Annotated in this window: 17 protein-coding genes and 1 riboswitch; of the genes, 5 read left to right on the forward strand and 12 right to left on the reverse strand. The window is 71.4% G+C overall.

The window, feature by feature from the left end; all coding sequences use genetic code 11:
- Window positions 1-7 precede the first annotated feature (7 nt).
- From ACIBF7_RS12920 to ACIBF7_RS12970, 11 genes are all read right to left on the reverse strand, one after another.
- Window positions 8-583 carry an NTP transferase domain-containing protein gene (locus ACIBF7_RS12920; RefSeq protein ID WP_397197152.1) on the reverse strand — a complete coding sequence of 192 codons (576 nt, stop codon included), beginning with the start codon at window positions 581-583 and terminating at the stop codon, window positions 8-10.
- 9 nt (window positions 584-592) lie between these two features.
- On the reverse strand, window positions 593-1,681 hold the full coding sequence (locus ACIBF7_RS12925; protein WP_271275315.1) for an XdhC/CoxI family protein: 1,089 nt from the start codon (window positions 1,679-1,681) through the stop codon (window positions 593-595).
- Window positions 1,674-2,744 carry a VWA domain-containing protein gene (locus tag ACIBF7_RS12930; protein ID WP_397197153.1) on the reverse strand — a complete coding sequence of 357 codons (1,071 nt, stop codon included), beginning with the start codon at window positions 2,742-2,744 and terminating at the stop codon, window positions 1,674-1,676. Before ACIBF7_RS12930 ends, ACIBF7_RS12925 begins: the two co-directional genes overlap by 8 nt.
- On the reverse strand, window positions 2,737-3,603 hold the full coding sequence (locus ACIBF7_RS12935; protein ID WP_219543399.1) for a MoxR family ATPase: 867 nt from the start codon (window positions 3,601-3,603) through the stop codon (window positions 2,737-2,739). Before ACIBF7_RS12935 ends, ACIBF7_RS12930 begins: the two co-directional genes overlap by 8 nt.
- 95 nt (window positions 3,604-3,698) lie before the next feature.
- Window positions 3,699-4,151: a PH domain-containing protein gene (locus ACIBF7_RS12940; RefSeq protein WP_148032700.1), complete on the reverse strand. Its 453-nt coding sequence runs from the start codon at window positions 4,149-4,151 to the stop codon at window positions 3,699-3,701.
- 20 nt (window positions 4,152-4,171) lie between these two features.
- Window positions 4,172-4,642, reverse strand: a complete 471-nt coding sequence (ribH, locus tag ACIBF7_RS12945; protein WP_219543398.1) for a 6,7-dimethyl-8-ribityllumazine synthase — start codon at window positions 4,640-4,642, stop codon at window positions 4,172-4,174.
- Window positions 4,639-5,880, reverse strand: coding sequence for a bifunctional 3,4-dihydroxy-2-butanone-4-phosphate synthase/GTP cyclohydrolase II (locus ACIBF7_RS12950; protein WP_364227133.1), 1,242 nt, complete (start codon window positions 5,878-5,880; stop codon window positions 4,639-4,641). Before ACIBF7_RS12950 ends, ribH begins: the two co-directional genes overlap by 4 nt.
- Window positions 5,877-6,521, reverse strand: coding sequence for a nicotinamide riboside transporter PnuC (gene pnuC / locus ACIBF7_RS12955; RefSeq protein WP_148032703.1), 645 nt, complete (start codon window positions 6,519-6,521; stop codon window positions 5,877-5,879). The genes ACIBF7_RS12950 and pnuC overlap by 4 nt, the downstream gene beginning before the upstream one ends.
- Complete coding sequence (locus tag ACIBF7_RS12960) at window positions 6,518-7,108, reverse strand: riboflavin synthase (RefSeq protein ID WP_397197154.1); 591 nt, start codon at window positions 7,106-7,108, stop codon at window positions 6,518-6,520. The genes pnuC and ACIBF7_RS12960 overlap by 4 nt, the downstream gene beginning before the upstream one ends.
- On the reverse strand, window positions 7,109-8,203 hold the full coding sequence (ribD, locus tag ACIBF7_RS12965; protein WP_261808672.1) for a bifunctional diaminohydroxyphosphoribosylaminopyrimidine deaminase/5-amino-6-(5-phosphoribosylamino)uracil reductase RibD: 1,095 nt from the start codon (window positions 8,201-8,203) through the stop codon (window positions 7,109-7,111).
- 103 nt (window positions 8,204-8,306) lie between these two features.
- A riboswitch (FMN riboswitch) is annotated at window positions 8,307-8,437 on the reverse strand.
- Window positions 8,438-8,503: 66 nt separating this feature from the next.
- On the reverse strand, window positions 8,504-9,313 hold the full coding sequence (locus tag ACIBF7_RS12970) for an oxygenase MpaB family protein (protein WP_148032705.1): 810 nt from the start codon (window positions 9,311-9,313) through the stop codon (window positions 8,504-8,506).
- Window positions 9,314-9,583: 270 nt separating this feature from the next.
- Between ACIBF7_RS12970 and ACIBF7_RS12975 the strand changes: the two genes are divergently transcribed.
- From ACIBF7_RS12975 to ACIBF7_RS12995, 5 genes are read left to right on the forward strand one after another with little or no spacing between them, the layout of a single operon-like run.
- Complete coding sequence (locus tag ACIBF7_RS12975) at window positions 9,584-10,585, forward strand: ABC transporter permease (RefSeq protein WP_148032706.1); 1,002 nt, start codon at window positions 9,584-9,586, stop codon at window positions 10,583-10,585.
- 9 nt (window positions 10,586-10,594) lie between these two features.
- Window positions 10,595-12,376, forward strand: a complete 1,782-nt coding sequence (locus tag ACIBF7_RS12980) for an ABC transporter substrate-binding protein (protein WP_148032707.1) — start codon at window positions 10,595-10,597, stop codon at window positions 12,374-12,376.
- A 54-nt stretch (window positions 12,377-12,430) separates the two neighbouring features.
- A complete protein-coding gene (locus ACIBF7_RS12985) occupies window positions 12,431-13,411 on the forward strand; it encodes an ABC transporter permease (RefSeq protein WP_148032708.1) in 981 nt (326 codons plus the stop codon).
- Window positions 13,411-14,427 (forward strand): ABC transporter ATP-binding protein, encoded by a 1,017-nt coding sequence (locus tag ACIBF7_RS12990; protein WP_148032709.1) that lies wholly within the window; start codon window positions 13,411-13,413, stop codon window positions 14,425-14,427. Before ACIBF7_RS12985 ends, ACIBF7_RS12990 begins: the two co-directional genes overlap by 1 nt.
- Window positions 14,424-15,458, forward strand: coding sequence for an ABC transporter ATP-binding protein (locus ACIBF7_RS12995; protein ID WP_148032710.1), 1,035 nt, complete (start codon window positions 14,424-14,426; stop codon window positions 15,456-15,458). The genes ACIBF7_RS12990 and ACIBF7_RS12995 overlap by 4 nt, the downstream gene beginning before the upstream one ends.
- A gap of 31 nt (window positions 15,459-15,489) precedes the next feature.
- Here the strand turns inward: ACIBF7_RS12995 and rpe are convergent, their stop codons facing one another.
- Complete coding sequence (gene rpe, locus ACIBF7_RS13000) at window positions 15,490-16,149, reverse strand: ribulose-phosphate 3-epimerase (RefSeq protein WP_148032711.1); 660 nt, start codon at window positions 16,147-16,149, stop codon at window positions 15,490-15,492.
- Between the last annotated feature and the right edge of the window lie 55 nt (window positions 16,150-16,204).

Here is a 16,204-nt window from a genome sequence, read left to right on the forward strand (position 1 = left end):
CGGCCGCTCACTCAGGTTCCAGCAGCCGAGGCTCCAGCCTGGCCAGATCGCCGGGGGTGTCGATGTCGGCGGGGTCGCCGGCGCACGGCACCTCGGTCACCAGCTCCGGATGGGCGGCCAGGAACGGGCGGGCGCCCACGTCGCCGCGGGCCAGGGCGGCGACCTCGGCGAAGTGGCGGCGCTCGATCAGCACCGGGTTCCTGCGCCGGCCGCCGTACGTGGCGACGGCCACCCCTGCGCCGGAGGCGATCAGCGCGCGCACCGCCTCGGCCCGCACCAGCGGCTGGTCCACCAGCGCGATCACCACGGCCCGCGACTCGGCGGGCAGCGCCGCCAGCCCGGCCCGCAGGGAGGACCCCATGCCGGACCGCCAGTCCGGGTTGCGCACGGCCACCGCCCCCCGCACCTGCACGGTCGCCGCCCCGAGCACCACCACGACCGGGTGGCAGCCGCCCTCCTCCAGCAGCCGCACCCCCCGGTCGACCAGCCGCTCCCCGGCCAGCTCCAGCAGCGCCTTCGGCCTGCCCAGCCGGGAGCCCTCGCCGGCCGCGAGCAGCAGCCCCGCCGCCCCGCTCCCCTTCATGGCCGTCCCCTACCCGTCGTGGTGGATGCGGCCCCGGGTGGTCGACAGCGGCCGGCCGGACCCGCCCCAGCGGAGCTGGATCAGCTCGGCGGCGATGGACACGGCCGTCTCCTCCGGAGTGCGCGCCCCCAGGTCCAGCCCGATGGGCGAGCGCAGCCGGGCCAGCTCCTCCTCGGTCAGCCCGGCCTCGCGCAGCCGGTCCATCCGGTCCTCGTGGGTGCGCCGCGAACCCATGGCGCCCACGTACCCGGCGGGGGTGCGCAGCGCCACCTCCAGCAGCGGCACGTCGAACTTGGGATCGTGGGTGAGCACGCAGATCACGGTGCGCTCGTCCACCGAGACGGAGGCCAGATAGTCGTGCGGCCACTTGACCACGACCTCGTCGGCGTCGGGGAAGCGCTTGGGGGTGGCGAAGACGGGCCGGGCGTCGCACACGGTGACGTGGTAGCCGAGGAACTTGCCGACCCGGGCGACGGCCGCGGCGAAGTCGATCGCGCCGAACACCAGCATGCGCGGCGGCGGCGCGAACGAGTGCACGAACACGGCCAGGTCGTCCAGCCGCCGCTCGCCCTCGCCGCCGTAGTGGCGGATGCCGGTCAGCCCCTGGGCGAGCATGCCGCGGGCGTCGTCGTCCACCGCGTCGTCGAGGCGGCCGGGGCCGAGCGAGCCGGAGGAGCGGCCGGGCCAGATGATCCGGCGGGCGCCGACCTCGCCGGGGCCGGAGAGGACGGTGGCGACGGCGACCGGCTCGTGCTCCTCGATCGAGGCGGCCACGTCGCCCAGTTCGGGGAAGGTGTCGCGGGAGATCGGCTCGACGAAGATGTCGATGATGCCGCCGCAGGTGAGCCCGACGGCGAACGCGTCGTCGTCGCTGACCCCGTACCTCTGCAGCACCGGGCGGCGGGTCTCGGTGGCGAGCTCGAACACGGCGCCCTCGACGCATCCGCCGGACACGCTGCCGACCACCTCGTCGCCGCGCACGGCCATGGCGGCGCCCGGTGGCCTGGGCGCGCTGTTGAACGTGCCGACCACCGTCGCGAGCCCGAACTCGAGCCCCGACCTCCACCAGCGCATGATCTCCGGGAGCACGTCACGCATGGGCGAGCCTTTCGGTGAGTTCCTCGTAGGCGGCCAGGCTGTGCCCGGCCACCAGGGCGTCGAGGTAGGGCAGGGCGGCCCGCATACCGCCGGTGAGCGGCTGGTAGTCCTCGTACCCCTTGTGTGGGTTGACCCAGATCACCCGGTGCGCCTGCCGGGCCAGCCGGGCCATCTGGGCGCGCAGCAGTTCGGGGTCGCCCCGTTCCCAGCCATCGGAGGCGATGACCACGGTCGCGCCGCGCGCGCTGTGCCGGGACAGGAACTCCTGCAGCTCCTCCCCCAGCCGGGTGCCGCCGCTCCAGTCGGGGATGGCCCGCGACACCGCGTCGAGCGCGGTGCCGGGGTCGCGGTGGCGCAGCTCGGCGGTGACGGCGGTGAGCCGGGTGCCGACCGAGAACACGCGGGTGGCCCGCGGCTCGCTGCGCACCAGGGCGTGCGCGAACCGCAGCAGCGTCTCGGCGTACGGCGACATGGAGCCGCTCACGTCGACGAAGAGCACGACGCGGCGCGGCCTGGTGGTGTGCCGCCGGCGCCGCAGCCTGGCCACCTCGCCCTTCCTGAGGGCGTCGCGGATGGTGCGGCGCTGGTCGAGCACGCCCCGGTGGGCGCTCTCGTACCGGCGCGAGCGGCGTGTGGCCCGCCTGGCCCTGAGCATGGTCAGCATCCGGTGCACCTCGGCGCGCTCGGCCTCGGTGAGCCTGGCGACGTCCCGGTGGCGCAGGACCTCGGTGCTGCTGGCGGTGGCGGGCGCGGCCTCGCCCTCGCGCCCGCCCTCCGCGCTCTCGCCCGCCGCTGTGTAGCGGGTGACGGAGGTGACGGCGGCCGGGGCGGTGGTGGCCTTGGCGCCGCCGAAGTACGCGTGGAAGCAGCGGTCGTAGCGGGGCAGGTCGTCGGGGCCGGCGCAGAGCGTGAGGCGGCCCGCCCAGTAGACGTCGCCGGGGACGGCGACGTCCAGCTGCTCCAGCGCGCGCAGGAAGCCCTGGGTGCGCTCGTGGTCGGCCGCGACCCCGGCCGCCCTGAGGGTACGGGCGAACCCGGTCATCGTGGCGGCCAAATCAGTCATGGCGGAGCAGCCCGTTGCCCAGGACGCGTTCGACGTCCTCCCGGTACTTGAGCGCGGCGCCCAGCGTGGCGGCCGCCCGGCCAGGGTCGAGCTCGTCGGCGCCGAGCGTCAGCAGCGCCTCGGTCCAGTCGAGGGTCTCGGCGATGCCCGGCGGCTTGACCAGGTCGGCCCCGCGCAGCCGCTCGGCGGCCCCGGCGACCTGCCGGGCCAGTGTCTCGGTGCAGGCGGGCAGGCGGCGCAGCAGGATCGCCACCTCCCGCTCGAAGCTCGGATGCTCCAGCCAGTGGTAGAGGCAGCGGCGCTTGAGCGCGTCGTGCACCTCCCGCGTCCGGTTGGAGGTCACCACCACGACCGGCGGCGACTCGGCCCTGATCGTGCCGAGCTCCGGGACGGAGATGGTGAAGTCGGAGAGCACCTCCAGCAGGAACGCCTCGAACTCGTCGTCGGCCCGGTCGATCTCGTCGACCAGCAGCACGCTCGGCTGCGTCTCCAGCGCCTTGAGCAGCGGCCGCGCGATGAGGAAGCGCCGCTCGTAGATCTCCCCTTCGAGCCGCCGCACGTCGGTCACGCCGGCGACCTCGGCCGCCTTCAGGTGCAGCAGCTGCCGGGCGAAGTCCCAGTCGTACAGGGCCTGCGCGGCGTCCAGCCCTTCGTAGCACTGCAGCCGGATCAGCGGCGCCCCGAGCAGTCCGGCCAGGGTCTTGGCCAGCTCGGTCTTCCCGACGCCCGCCTCCCCTTCCAGGAACAGCGGCCGCCGCATCCGCAGCGCCAGGAACGCGGCCGTGGCCAGACCTTCGTCGGCCAGATACGCATGCCGGTCGAGCAGCTCGATGAGCTTTTCCGGCGACTCGATGTCCATCGCCCTCATTGTCCGCCGACGCACGCTTTCAGGCTACGGGTCACACCGTTTTCCTGATAATCGACGCCCTCTATGACGTGAAGTGAGGTCTCACGTCAGTCTTCGCGGGCCTCGCCGCGGTCGTGGATGAGGGCGGTGAGCTCGGCGATGGCGCGGCGGGCCGCGGGCTTCTCCGAGCCCTGGATGCCCATCGCGCCGATCGTCCGCCCGTCGGAGAAGTCGACCCGGGGCCACGGGTCGCCCTGCACGAAGGTCACGTCGAGGACCTCGGGCCAGGTGTAGCGGTGGGTGCGGGCCGCGTTGACCAGGGTGACGCCCTCGTCGTCGGCCTCCACCCGCACCCGGCCGAGCAGGTGGAGCACGAACGCCACCGCGCAGCCGAACGCGACGATCGCGATGCGGTCGGCCAGCTGGAACGGCGGGGCGATGAGGATCGCCATCACCACCGCGCCGAGCACGATCAGGGTGGCGAAGGTGTAGGCGACGATCCTCCCCCGGCGCGGGCGCCAGACGACGGGCAGCGGGGGAGGTGGCACGAGCTCAGGCACGGTCGAGAATGTACCGCAGGTCAGCCGAGGGTCCGCAGGAGGAGTGCGGTCTCCAGCGCGGCGATCGCGGACTCGTAGCCTTTGTCCTCCTTGCTGTCCGGCAGCCCCGATCGGTCCAGCGCCTGGCCGAGGTTCTCGCAGGTGAGCACGCCGTTGCCGACCGGGGTGCGCTCGTCGAGCGAGACCCTGGTCAGCCCGGCCGTGACCGAGTCGCACACGTAGTCGAAGTGGGCCGTCTCGCCGCGGATGACCGCGCCCAGCGCCACCACCGCGTCGCAGCGGCGGGCCAGCGCCTGGGCGACCACCGGGAGTTCGAGCGAGCCGGGCACCCGCACCACGGTGGCGGTGGCGCCGGCGTCCTCGCAGGCCCGCACCGCCCGGTCCACCAGCCGGTCGGTGATGTCGGCGTGCCAGCTGGCGGCCACCACCCCGACGGTCAGCCCGGACGCGTCGGGCGCCGTGGTGATCGCGGGACGTCCTTCGCCGCTCATGAGGCCTCCTGGGTGCCGTCGATGTCCGTGTGTTCGATGGAATGGCCCAGCCGGTCGCGCTTGGCCTGCAGGTAGCGGGCGTTGTACGGGTTCACCGCGACCGGCATCGGCTCGCGGCCGAGCACCTTGATGCCGTAGCCGTCCATGCCCGTGACCTTGACCGGGTTGTTGGTGAGCAGCCGCACCCCCTTGACCCCCAGGTCGGCGAGGATCTGGGCGGCGTTGGAGAACTCGCGGGCGTCGATCGGCAGACCCAGCTCGACGTTGGCGTCGACGGTGTCGACCCCGGCGTCCTGGAGGCTGTAGGCGCGCAGCTTGGCCAGCAGCCCGATGCCGCGGCCCTCGTGGCCGCGCAGGTAGACGACCACGCCGCGGCCCTCGGCCGCGATGGCCGCCATGGCGTGGTCGAGCTGCACCCCGCAGTCGCAGCGCAGCGAGCCGAACACGTCGCCGGTCAGGCACTCGGAGTGGGCGCGGACCAGGACGTTCTCGCCGTCGCCGAGGTCGCCGAAGACCAGCGCGACGTGCTCGCCGCCGTCGATGGAGCTGGAGTAGCCGTACGCCCGCCACATCCCGTACGCGTTGGGCAGGTTGGTCTCGGCGACCCGGGTGACCATGCTCTCGGTGCGCCGCCGGTAGTCGGCGAGCTGCTCGATGGAGATGAGCGCGAGGTCGTGCTCGTCGGCGAAGACGCGCAGCTCGGGCAGCCTGGCCATGGTGCCGTCGTCGTTGACCACCTCGGCCAGCACGCCCGCGGGGCTGAGCCCGGCGAGCCTGGCCAGGTCGACGGCCGCCTCGGTGTGGCCGCGCCTGACCAGCACGCCGCCCTCGTGGTAGCGCAGCGGGAAGACGTGGCCGGGACGTACCAGCTCGTACGGCTCGGTCGCGGAGTCGGCGAGCGCCCGGATCGTCCTGGCCCGGTCGGCGGCCGAGATGCCGGTCGTGACGCCGTCGCGGGCGTCCACGCTGATCGTGTACGCGGTGCGCAGCCGCTCGCGGTTCTGGTGGACCATGAGCGGCAGGCCGAGCCGGTCGAGCTCGCGGCCCTCCATCGGCACGCAGATGACGCCGCTGGTGTGCCTGATGGTGAAGGTGAGCAGCTCGGGCGTGGCCCTGGCCGCGGCGAAGATGATGTCGCCCTCGTTCTCGCGGTTCTCGTCGTCGACGACCACGACGGGCCGGCCCGCCCTGATGTCCTCGATCGCCCGCTCGACCGGGTCGAGGATGCCCCCGGTCATGACGCCACCGCCACGGCCGGTGCGGAGGCGCGGTACTCGCGCAGCCACTTGACGAACCCGACCAGCACCATCACGAAGAAGATCGCGTACACCGCGCCCGAGACGTACAGCCCGGAGTTGAACGCGACCGGCACGCCGACGAGGTCGACGGCCACCCAGACGATCCAGAAGTCGACCAGCGCCCGGCCCTGCGCCCAGGTCGCGACCGCGCCACCGACGAAGATGTAGGCGTCCGCGGCCACCACGGCCAGCGGGGCGTCCGGGTACCACGACAGGTTGAACGTCTTGAACAGCGCCGCCACCACGATCGTGCCGAGCACGGCCGCGGTGATCAGCACGAGCCGCTCGCGCCCGGTCGCGGGCCGCACGGCCAGCTCGTGCTGCTGGGTGCCCTGGCGCCACTTCCACCAGCCGTAGATCGCCAGCAGGCCGAACAGGGCCTGCTTGAGCGCGTTGCCGGTGACGTGCGCGCTGATGGAGGCGGCGAAGAGGAGGACGGCGCCGGTGAACTGCACCGGCCAGGTCCAGATGGACTTGCGCATGGCGAACACCACGGTCGCCAGCGCGCAGATGTTGCCGATCAGGTCGGTCCACCTCACGGGCAGGCCGAAGATGTCGATCGATGCGTCCGCCCAGCTCATCGGGCGCCCACCAGCCTCTCCACGTACTTCGCGATCACGTCGACCTCGAGGTTCACCAGGTCGCCCACCTGGCGCTCGCCCAGGGTGGTCAGCTTGAGCGTGGTCGGGATGAGGCTCACGCCGAAGCTTCCGTCGTCAACAGTCGTCACCGTCAGGCTGATTCCGTCGACGGCGATCGAGCCCTTCTCCGCGACGTACCTGCTCAGGGACGCGGGCAGGCCGAAGCGCAGGTCGTCCCAGTTGTCGCCGGGCTCCCTGGACAGCAGTTCGGCGGTGCCGTCGACGTGGCCCTGCACGATGTGGCCGCCGAGCCGCTGGTCGGCCCGGACCGCGCGCTCCAGGTTGACCGCCCCGCCCTCCGACAGGGCGCCGAGCGAGCTGCGGTCGAGCGACTCCTTCATCACGTCCACGGTGAAGACGTCGCCGCGCACGTCCACGACCGTGAGGCAGACGCCGTTGACGGCGATCGAGTCGCCGTGGCGGGCGTCGGAGGTGACCACGGGGCCGCGTACGGACATCCTGGCGCCGCCGCCGGCCGCCTCGACGGCGACGACCTCGCCCTTCTCCTCGATGATTCCGGTGAACATTCACTTCTCCCTGCGGGGGTGCGGGGGCGCGGGGCGTGCGACGAGGCGCACGTCCGGCCCGATGGGGGAAACCTCGTCGAAGATCAGGCGGTGCGCCTCGCCGATGGTGCGCACTCCGGCCTCGCCCAGCGCGGCGGCGCCGGCGCCGAGGAGGGCGGGCGCGACGTAGGCGACGACCCGGTCGACCAGCCCGCGGGCCAGGAACGCCCCGGCCAGCGTGGGGCCGCCCTCCAGGAACACGCTGACCACCTCGCGGGCGGCGAGCTCCTTGAGCAGGGCGTGCAGGTCGAGGCCGCGGCCGTCGCGGGGCACGCGCAGCAGGTCGGCGCCGAGGGTCGTGACGGTGTCGGCGGCCACGGCGACGAGCGTGGGGGCCGCGCCGTCGAGCACCCGCGCGGTGGCCGGTGTCCTGGCGTCCGGGTCGACGACCACGCGCAGCGGGCGGCCCTCGGCCAGGGCCGGCCTGGCGGTGAGCCGGGAGTCGTCGGCCAGCACGGTGCCGATGCCGGCCACGATCGCGTCGCTGCGGGCGCGCAGCCGGTGCACGTCGGCCCTGGCCTCGGGAGAGGTGATCCACTGGCTGGTGCCGTCGGCGGCGGCCGAGCGGCCGTCGAGGGTGGCGGCGAACTTCCACGTCACGTGCGGGCGGCCGAGCCTGGCCCAGGTCAGCCACTCGGCGTTGACCCGCTCCGCCTCCTCGGCCAGCACCCCGGCCGTCACGGCGACTCCGGCCGCGCGCAGCCGCCCGGCGCCGCCGGCGGCCTTCGGGTTGGGGTCGGCGACCGCGTGCACGACGCGGGCCACGCCCGCCTCCAGCAGCGCGCCGCTGCACGGGCCCGTCCGGCCGGTGTGGTCGCAGGGTTCGAGGGTGACGTACGCGGTGCCGCCCCTGGCCCGCTCCCCCGCCTCGCGCAGGGCGGCGACCTCGGCGTGCGGCCCTCCCGCGTACGCGTGGAACCCCTCACCCGCGACCCGGCCGGCGGCGTCGAGCACGACGCAGCCCACGACGGGGTTGGGGCTGGTGTGACCGTGACCGCGGGCGGCCAGCTCGACGGCGCGCGCCATGTGGACCGCGTCCTGCGGGGATCCCGCCACCGGGGGCCTCCTACTCGCCAGTAGCTCCAAGCCGTGGCGGGCCCCGGGGGGTCGAACACGGTACGCGAACGCACCGTGGGGCACCCGGCGCAATGCCGGGCACCCGCGTGCTGCCTCCCATCCGGACTTTCACCGTCGGTCCCGGAATTTCACCGGGTCAACCGGCCGATGGCATCGGCCGGGTCGCGGACTGTCACCGCCGGTTCGGACTTTCACCGACCCCGGAGCACGCTAGCTCTGTCCATCCCAGTGTGCCATGTCCGAATTCATGCGCGCGACCGGGGCCTCCCCGTGATCGGCTCAGGCGGCCATGAGCTTGCGGGCGCGGCGGGCGTCGGGGCTGTAGCGGACGTTCGCGGGCACCAGGCCGATGCCGGCGTGCAGGGCCCGCAGCGTGGCGGTCGCCCACAGGTCGCCGACCGGCGTGGCGGGCAGCCCGTACATCCGCCTGGCCCAGCGCGGCAGCGTGGCGAAGGCGAGCACGGTCAGGGCCGGCACCACCGGCCGCAGCGTGGCGAGCAGGCCGGGCAGCGGCGTGTGCAGGGACGCCAGGAGCGGGTTCGCGGCCTCGGGGACGAGCCGCAGCCCCGGGCGGGCGGCCTCGATGTAGGCGCGCAGCCCGCCGACCGAGCCGGGCACGCTCAGCGGGTCCAGGCCGACGACCTCGGCGGCGCGCCGCCACTCGGCGACGAACGCGTCGGCGTCGGCGTCGCTGAGCCGCACGCCCGCCCGGCGGGCCACCGTCAGGTAGGAGTCGACCTCGCCGACGTGCACCCAGCGCAGCGACGCGGGCTCGTCGAGCCGGAACCGCTCGCCGGTGTCGGGGTCACAGCCTGTGAGCGTGGCGTGGATCTTGCGTACGCGGCGGCCGGCCTGCTCGACTTCGGCTCGTGTCCCGTACGTGCGCACGCGGACGAATTCTGTGGTCCGGACGAAACGCGACCACGCCTCGTCGGGATTCATGAAGGCGGAGTTCTGTATGACGCCGCGCATCGCGCGCGGGTGAAGGCTCTGCATGAGAAGCGCGCGGAACCCGCCGACCAGCAGAATCGGCTCACCCATCACCCGCCACGTCACGGACTCCGGCCCGAACAGCCCGTGGTCTTCCATGAGTAAGGGCCTACCCGCCAGGGCCGGGGGCTATGTCACAGGACTGTCGTGGTTGTGCCGCGATTCCGTGATTACTGAGCGTATAAACGGTTCTGATTCTTGCATCCGGTGATATGGCAGGTCAATGACTTTGCGAATACGACAAAGTCTATTTTTTACAACAAACTTACGAAAAACCGTGGAGGCATTGTCACAGAGTGAGATGACCTGAGAACGTCGCCTGTGGCCCGGAATTTCCGGATTTCGTACGTGCTGAGGGACCCCGACCACATGACGACACCGACGTCCACCGCGATCACCACCGACGCGACGTCCGTGACCGAAACCCAGGACACCGCCGGCCGGTCACCCGGCCGGCTGATGTGGACGCGCTTCCGCCGCGACCGCGTCGGCGTCACCTCCGCGGTGATCGTCATCTTCTTCTTCCTGGTGGCGATCTTCGCGCCCGTGATCTCATGGCTGTACGGCAAGGACCCGTACACCCTGTACGGGCAGGACATCCCAGGACTGCTGAACGACTACGGCTACCCGATCCTGCCCAACGGCGGCATCAGCTCCGAGTACTGGTTCGGGCTGGAGCCGAGCCTCGGCCGGGACGTGTTCATGCAGCTGGTGTACGGCATCAGGACGTCGCTCGGCATCGCCCTGGCCGCGACCCTGATCATCACCGCGCTCGGCATCGTGATCGGCATCGTGGCCGGCTACATCGGCGGCAGGACCGACTACTTCATCGGCCGGATCATCGACCTGACCCTGTCCTTCCCGTCGACGATCTTCATCATCGCGTTCACCCCGGTGGTGGAGAGCCTGCTGGTGCCGCCGGACGAGGAGACGCCGATCTGGCTGCGCGCCGTCTCGCTCACGATCATGCTCAGCGCCTTCGGCTGGGCGGGGCTGGCCCGGCTGCTGCGCGGGTACGTGCTGTCGCTGCGCGAGCGCGAGTTCGTCGAAGCCGCCAAGGTCACCGGCGCCTCGCCGGCCCGGATCGTGTTCAAGGAGCTGCTGCCCAACCTGTGGACGCCGATCCTCATCCAGTCGACGCTGCTGCTGCCCGCCATGGTGACGGCCGAGGCGGGGCTGTCGTTCCTCGGCGTCGGGATGGGTGAGCTGGTGCCCGACTGGGGGCGCATGTTCCTGCGGGCGACCCAGGTCTACCAGAACGACATCACGTACCTCATCTTCCCCGGCGTCGCGTTGTTGATCTTCGTGATCGCCTTCAACCTGCTCGGCGATTCCGTGCGTGACGCCTTCGACCCCAAGATCAAGCGCTAGAGGAGAGAGATGAACCACCGTACGAGGTCGGTGCTCGCGGTGCTCGCCGCGGCGTCGCTGACCCTGGTCGGCGCCTGCGCGCCGGGAAACCAGGGCGCGCCGTCGGCCGCCCCCAGCTCCGGAGAGTCGGCGCCGCCGCAGGCGGAGTACAAGCCGGCCGTGATCACCCTGGGCACGGCCGAGGACTCGAAGGGCCCGGCCATCGAGCCTGAGGGCGTGGTCAAGGGCGGCACGGTCACCATGATCGACCGCGACGACTTCAGCCACCTGGACCCGGCGCAGATCTACGTCAACACCGAGTCCAACTTCGGCCTGCTCATCCACCGCGGCCTGACCGGGTACAAGCGGGTCGCCAAGGGCGAGTACAAGCTCGTCGGCGACCTCGCCACGGACGCGGGCCAGGTGTCCGACGGCGGCAAGACCTGGACCTTCACCCTCAAGGACGGGGTGAAGTGGCAGGACGGCTCGGCGATCACGTCCGAGGACGTCAAGTGGACGATCGAGCGGATGTTCGCGCCGTTCGTCACCTTCGGTCCCTCCTACATCCAGCAGTGGCTGACCGAGGAGGACTACCGGAAGGCCTACGAGGGCCCGTACGACGGCAAGCGGCTCGACACCATCGAGACCCCGGACGACAAGACGATCGTCTTCAAGTTCAAGACGCCGCACGCCGACGCCAACTACGCCTTCGCCATGGGCGGCTACGCCATCGTGCCCAAGGCCAAGGACACCAAGGAGAAGTACGACAAGGAGCCCGTCGCCTCCGGCCCGTACATCATCAAGTCGCACACCGTCGACAAGTCGATGGAGCTGGAGCGCAACCCGCACTGGGACGCCGCCACCGACCCGATCCGCGGCGCCTACCCGGACACCTGGAAGCTGGAGTTCGGCCAGGAGGCCCTGCAGATCACCGACCGCTTCATCGCGGACAACGGCCCTGACCAGCAGGCGTTCACCTTCTACGCGACGACGCCGCCGGAGCGGCTGCAGCAGGTGCTGCAGGACCAGAGCCTGGCCGACCGCCGCATGGTCAGCCCCTCGCCGTACGGCAACTACTACTACTTCAACCTCGACCGGGTGAAGGACATCAAGGTCCGCCAGGCGATCAACCACGCGTGGCCGTCGAAGCAGATCCAGCAGACGATGGGCGGCCCGGCCGCCGCGGCGCTGCCGACGACGATCCTGAACGAGAACACCACGGTCGGGTACGAGTCGTACGACCTGTACGGCAAGACGGCCAAGCCCGAGGGCGACATCGAGAAGGCCAAGCAGTTGCTGGCCGAGTCGAGCGACCCGAACCCCACCATCGTCTACGCGTACAACCAGACGCCCACCCAGGAGCAGATCACCGTCGTGATCAAGAACGCCCTGGAGAAGGCCGGCATCAAGGTCGTGACCAAGCCGCTGGACCGCAAGACGTACTACGACTCGATCAGCCAGACCAAGAACGAGTTCGACCTGTACTGGGGCGGCTGGGGCTCCGACTGGCCGTCCGGCTCGACGGTCATGCCGATCATCTTCGGCCCGGTCAGCGACGGCGGCCAGAACATGACGCACCTTCGCGACCCTGAGCTGGACGCGAAGATGAAGGAGATCTCCGAGAACCCGGACATCGACGCGGCCAACGCCGCCTGGATGGCGCTGGACAAGGAGATCCAGGAGAAGCACGCGCCGCTGGTCGTCGCCGAGAACCGGATCGCGACCACGCTGCACGGTTCGAAGGTGGGCGGCGCCGAGATCGACCCGCAGATGTGGGTGGTCTCCCCGAACACCATCTTCGTGAAGCCGTAGTGCCACCGCCCCGGGCGTCCGTGCGGGCGCCCGGGGCACCCTCTTGGAGATCTCGTGCTTCGATTCCTCATCCGCCGCGTGCTGGGAGCGGCGGTCATCCTGCTGGTCATCTCGGCGGTGACCTTCTTCCTGTTCTACGCGATTCCCGCGGACCCGGCCCGGCTGGCCTGCGGCAAGGTGTGCCCGCCGGAAACGCTGGAGCAGGCCCGCCGCAACCTGGGCATCGACCAGCCGCTCCTGGTGCAGTTCGTGTCATGGCTGTCCGGGATCTTCGTCGGCCGTGACTACGAGGGCCTCGGCCACTGCCCGGCGCCCTGTCTCGGCTTCTCGTTCGTCAACAAGGCCCCGGTGTTCGAGACGATCATGGACCGGATGCCGGTCACGATCGCGCTCACGCTCGGCGCCGCGGTGATCTTCCTGATCTTCGGCGTGGCCACCGGCATCGTCGCCGCGCTGCGTCAGGGCAAGCCGCTCGACAAGGTCGCCAGCGTGGCGTCGCTGATCGGCGCGTCGGTGCAGATCTACTTCGTCGGCACCCTGGCCATGTACCTGTTCGTCTACCAGACACAGGTCTTCTCCCAGCCCAAGTACGTGCCGATCACGGAAGATCCGCTCGGCTGGTTCAACGGGCTGTTGCTGCCCTGGCTGGTCCTGGCGCTCATCTTCACCGCGAACTACACCCGCATCACCCGCTCCACCATGGTGGAGAACCTCAACGAGGACTACGTCCGCACAGCAAGGGCCAAGGGCATGTCGGGGCGGAGCGTGGTGCTGCGGTTCGCGCTGCGCGGAACGCTCACCCCGGTCATCACGATCTTCGGTGTCGACCTGGGCACGCTCATCGGCGGCGCGATCATCACCGAGACCACGTTCGGCCTGCAGGGCATCGGGCGGCTGGCGGTGCGCGCGGTCGACTACTCCGACCTGCCGACGCTGATGGCCACGGTGGTGCTCGCGGCCGGCGCGATCGTGCTGATGAACGTGGTCGTCGACTCCCTGTACGCCGTCATCGACCCCCGCGTGAGGCTGAGCTGATGTATCTCGAAGTCAACGACCTCACCGTCGACTTCCACACCGAGGACGGCGTCGTGCACGCCGTGGGCGGGCTCTCCTTCGAGGTCGAACGGGGCAGCACGCTGGGCATCGTGGGCGAGTCCGGCTCCGGCAAGTCGGTGACCAACCTGGCCGTGCTCGGCCTGCACAACCCGGAGACCGCGCAGATCTCCGGCAGCATCACGCTCGACGGCCAGGAACTGCTGACGGCGTCCCGGTCCACGATGGAGCGGCTGCGCGGCAACAAGATCGCGATGATCTTCCAGGATCCGCTGACCTCGCTGTCCCCGTTCCACACGGTCGGCGCCCAGATCGCCGAGGTGTACCGCAAGCACAAGGGCGTCTCCAAGTCGGTGGCGCGGGACCGGGCCATCGAGATGCTCGACCGGGTCGGCATCCCGCAGCCGAAGCTCCGCGTCGACGAGTACCCCCACCAGTTCTCCGGCGGCATGCGGCAGCGGGCGATGATCGCGATGGCCCTGGTCTGCGACCCCGGCCTGCTCATCGCCGACGAGCCGACGACCGCGCTGGACGTCACCGTACAGGCGCAGATCCTCGACCTGCTGCGCGAGCTGCAGGAGCAGACCGGCACCGCGATCATCCTGGTCACGCACGACCTGGGCGTGGTGGCCAGCACGGCGCACGAGGTGCTGGTCATGTACGCGGGACGCGCCGTGGAACGGGGCACGATGCGCGAGGTGCTGCGCGAGCCCCGCCACCCGTACACGTGGGGGCTGCTCGGGTCCATGCCGAGCCTGCGCCAGGCGGTGGACGAGCCGCTGCGCCCGGTGCGCGGCACGCCGCCCAGCCTGATCAACGTCCCGCGCGGCTGCCCGTTCCACCCCCGCTGCGACTTCATGGAACTGCTGGGGCGCGAGGTGTGCACGGGTGAGCGGCCGGAGCTGTCGCCGCACCGCGGCCACGGGGACGCCTGCTACCTGCCGCTGAAGCAGAAGACGGAGATCCGCGAACGAGCGGCCGGTAAGGAGACGACGTGACGGAGAAGCTGCTGGAGCTGTCCGGCCTGGAGAAGCACTTCCCCGTCAGAGGCGGCGCGTTCATCAAGCGCCAGGTCGGCGCCGTGCACGCGGTGGACGGCATCGACCTGACCGTGCACAGCGGCGAGACGCTCGGCCTGGTCGGCGAGTCGGGTTGCGGCAAGTCCACCACCGGCCGGCTGGCCGCCCGGCTGCTGGAACCGACCAAGGGCACGGTCAGCTATCAGGGCCGCGACATCAGCCACGCCTCCCGGCGCGACCTGAAGCCGATCCGCTCCCAGATCCAGATGATCTTCCAGGACCCGTACTCGTCGCTCAACCCGCGCCACACGGTCGGGTCGATCATCAAGGGGCCGATGGAGGTCAACGGCATCGACCCGCCGGGCGGCCGGGAGGCCAGGGTCCGTGAGCTGCTGGAGATCGTCGGGCTCAACCCGGAGCACTACAACCGCTTCCCCCACGAGTTCTCCGGCGGCCAGCGCCAGCGCATCGGCGTGGCCCGCGCGCTGTCGGTGAGCCCCAGGCTGATCATCGCGGACGAGCCGGTGTCGGCGCTGGACGTGTCGATCCAGGCCCAGGTGATCAACCTGCTCCAGCGGGTGCAGCGGGAGCTGGGCATCGCGTTCCTGTTCATCGCGCACGACCTGGCCGTGGTGCGGCACTTCTCGCAGCGGGTCGCGGTGATGTATCTCGGCAAGGTGGTGGAGATCGCCGACCGGGAGTCGTTGTACGAGCGGCCCCGGCACCCGTACACGCACGCCCTGCTGTCGGCCGTGCCCGACGCCGACCTGGACGCCCCGCCCCGCGAGCGCATCCGCCTGGCGGGCGACGTGCCCTCCCCGGTCGACCCGCCGTCCGGCTGCCGCTTCCGCACCCGCTGCTGGAAGGCGCAGGACAAGTGCGCGACCGAGGAGCCGCCGCTGCTGCGGCTGTCGGGCAACCGCGACGGCCACCTGACCGCCTGTCACTTCCCCGAGGAGCCGACGACGGAGGGCGAGGACATCGTCCTCGACCCCGCGCTCCAGGACTGACCAGAAGCCCCCGCCTCGTGGCGGGGGCCGGTCAGGACGCCCCGTCGGCCAGGGCGCGCAGCGAGTCGATCGCCGCGGCCGGGTCGTCGGCGCCGTAGACGGCGTTGCCCGCCACGAACACGTCGGCTCCCGCCACCGCGCACCGCTCGATGGTGTCGCCGGCGATGCCGCCGTCGACCTGGAGCCACACCTGGCCGCCGTGCCGCTCGATGAGGTCCCGGGCCCGCCGGATCTTCGGCAGCACCATGTCGAGGAACGACTGCCCGCCGAACCCGGGCTCCACCGTCATCAGCAGCAGCATGTCGATCTCGCGGAGGAGATCCTCGTACGGCTCCACGGCGGTGGCCGGGTTGAGCGCGAGCCCCGCCCTGGCGCCCAGCGACCGGATCTCCCGCAGGGTGCGCACGGGGGCCGAGGACGCCTCCGCGTGGATGGTCACGCTCCCCGCCCCCGCTTCCGCGTACGAGGGCGCCCACCGGTCGGGGTCGTCGATCATGAGGTGGCAGTCGAGCGGCAGCGAGGTCGCCTTGCGCAGCGCCTCGACCACGGGCAGCCCGAGGGTCAGGTTGGGGACGAAGTGGTAGTCCATGACATCCACGTGCAGCCAGTCGGCGTTCGGCACCGCGGCGGCCTCGTCGGCGAGCCGCGCGAAGTCGGCGGAGAGGATGCTGGGAGAGATCTGTACGGCCATGATGCCCCGAGTCTATTGGGTGCCGGTGTCCCTGCCCCGCCCAGCGGGCCGTCTC

The sequence above is a fragment of the Nonomuraea sp. NPDC050478 genome (genome assembly GCF_044458265.1).
GTDB classification, from domain to species: domain Bacteria; phylum Actinomycetota; class Actinomycetes; order Streptosporangiales; family Streptosporangiaceae; genus Nonomuraea; species Nonomuraea ferruginea.

Coding starts and splice junctions, on each gene's coding strand:
- ACIBF7_RS12920 (WP_397197152.1), bottom strand. CDS start 583: ATGAAGGGGAGCGGGGCGGCGGGGCTGCTGCTCGCGGCCGGCGAGGGC.
- ACIBF7_RS12925 (WP_271275315.1), bottom strand. CDS start 1,681: ATGCGTGACGTGCTCCCGGAGATCATGCGCTGGTGGAGGTCGGGGCTC.
- ACIBF7_RS12930 (WP_397197153.1), bottom strand. CDS start 2,744: ATGACTGATTTGGCCGCCACGATGACCGGGTTCGCCCGTACCCTCAGG.
- ACIBF7_RS12935 (WP_219543399.1), bottom strand. CDS start 3,603: ATGGACATCGAGTCGCCGGAAAAGCTCATCGAGCTGCTCGACCGGCAT.
- ribH (WP_219543398.1), bottom strand. CDS start 4,642: ATGAGCGGCGAAGGACGTCCCGCGATCACCACGGCGCCCGACGCGTCC.
- ACIBF7_RS12950 (WP_364227133.1), bottom strand. CDS start 5,880: ATGACCGGGGGCATCCTCGACCCGGTCGAGCGGGCGATCGAGGACATC.
- pnuC (WP_148032703.1), bottom strand. CDS start 6,521: ATGAGCTGGGCGGACGCATCGATCGACATCTTCGGCCTGCCCGTGAGG.
- ACIBF7_RS12960 (WP_397197154.1), bottom strand. CDS start 7,108: ATGTTCACCGGAATCATCGAGGAGAAGGGCGAGGTCGTCGCCGTCGAG.
- ACIBF7_RS12970 (WP_148032705.1), bottom strand. CDS start 9,313: ATGGAAGACCACGGGCTGTTCGGGCCGGAGTCCGTGACGTGGCGGGTG.
- ACIBF7_RS12975 (WP_148032706.1), top strand. CDS start 9,584: ATGACGACACCGACGTCCACCGCGATCACCACCGACGCGACGTCCGTG.
- ACIBF7_RS12980 (WP_148032707.1), top strand. CDS start 10,595: ATGAACCACCGTACGAGGTCGGTGCTCGCGGTGCTCGCCGCGGCGTCG.
- ACIBF7_RS12990 (WP_148032709.1), top strand. CDS start 13,411: ATGTATCTCGAAGTCAACGACCTCACCGTCGACTTCCACACCGAGGAC.
- rpe (WP_148032711.1), bottom strand. CDS start 16,149: ATGGCCGTACAGATCTCTCCCAGCATCCTCTCCGCCGACTTCGCGCGG.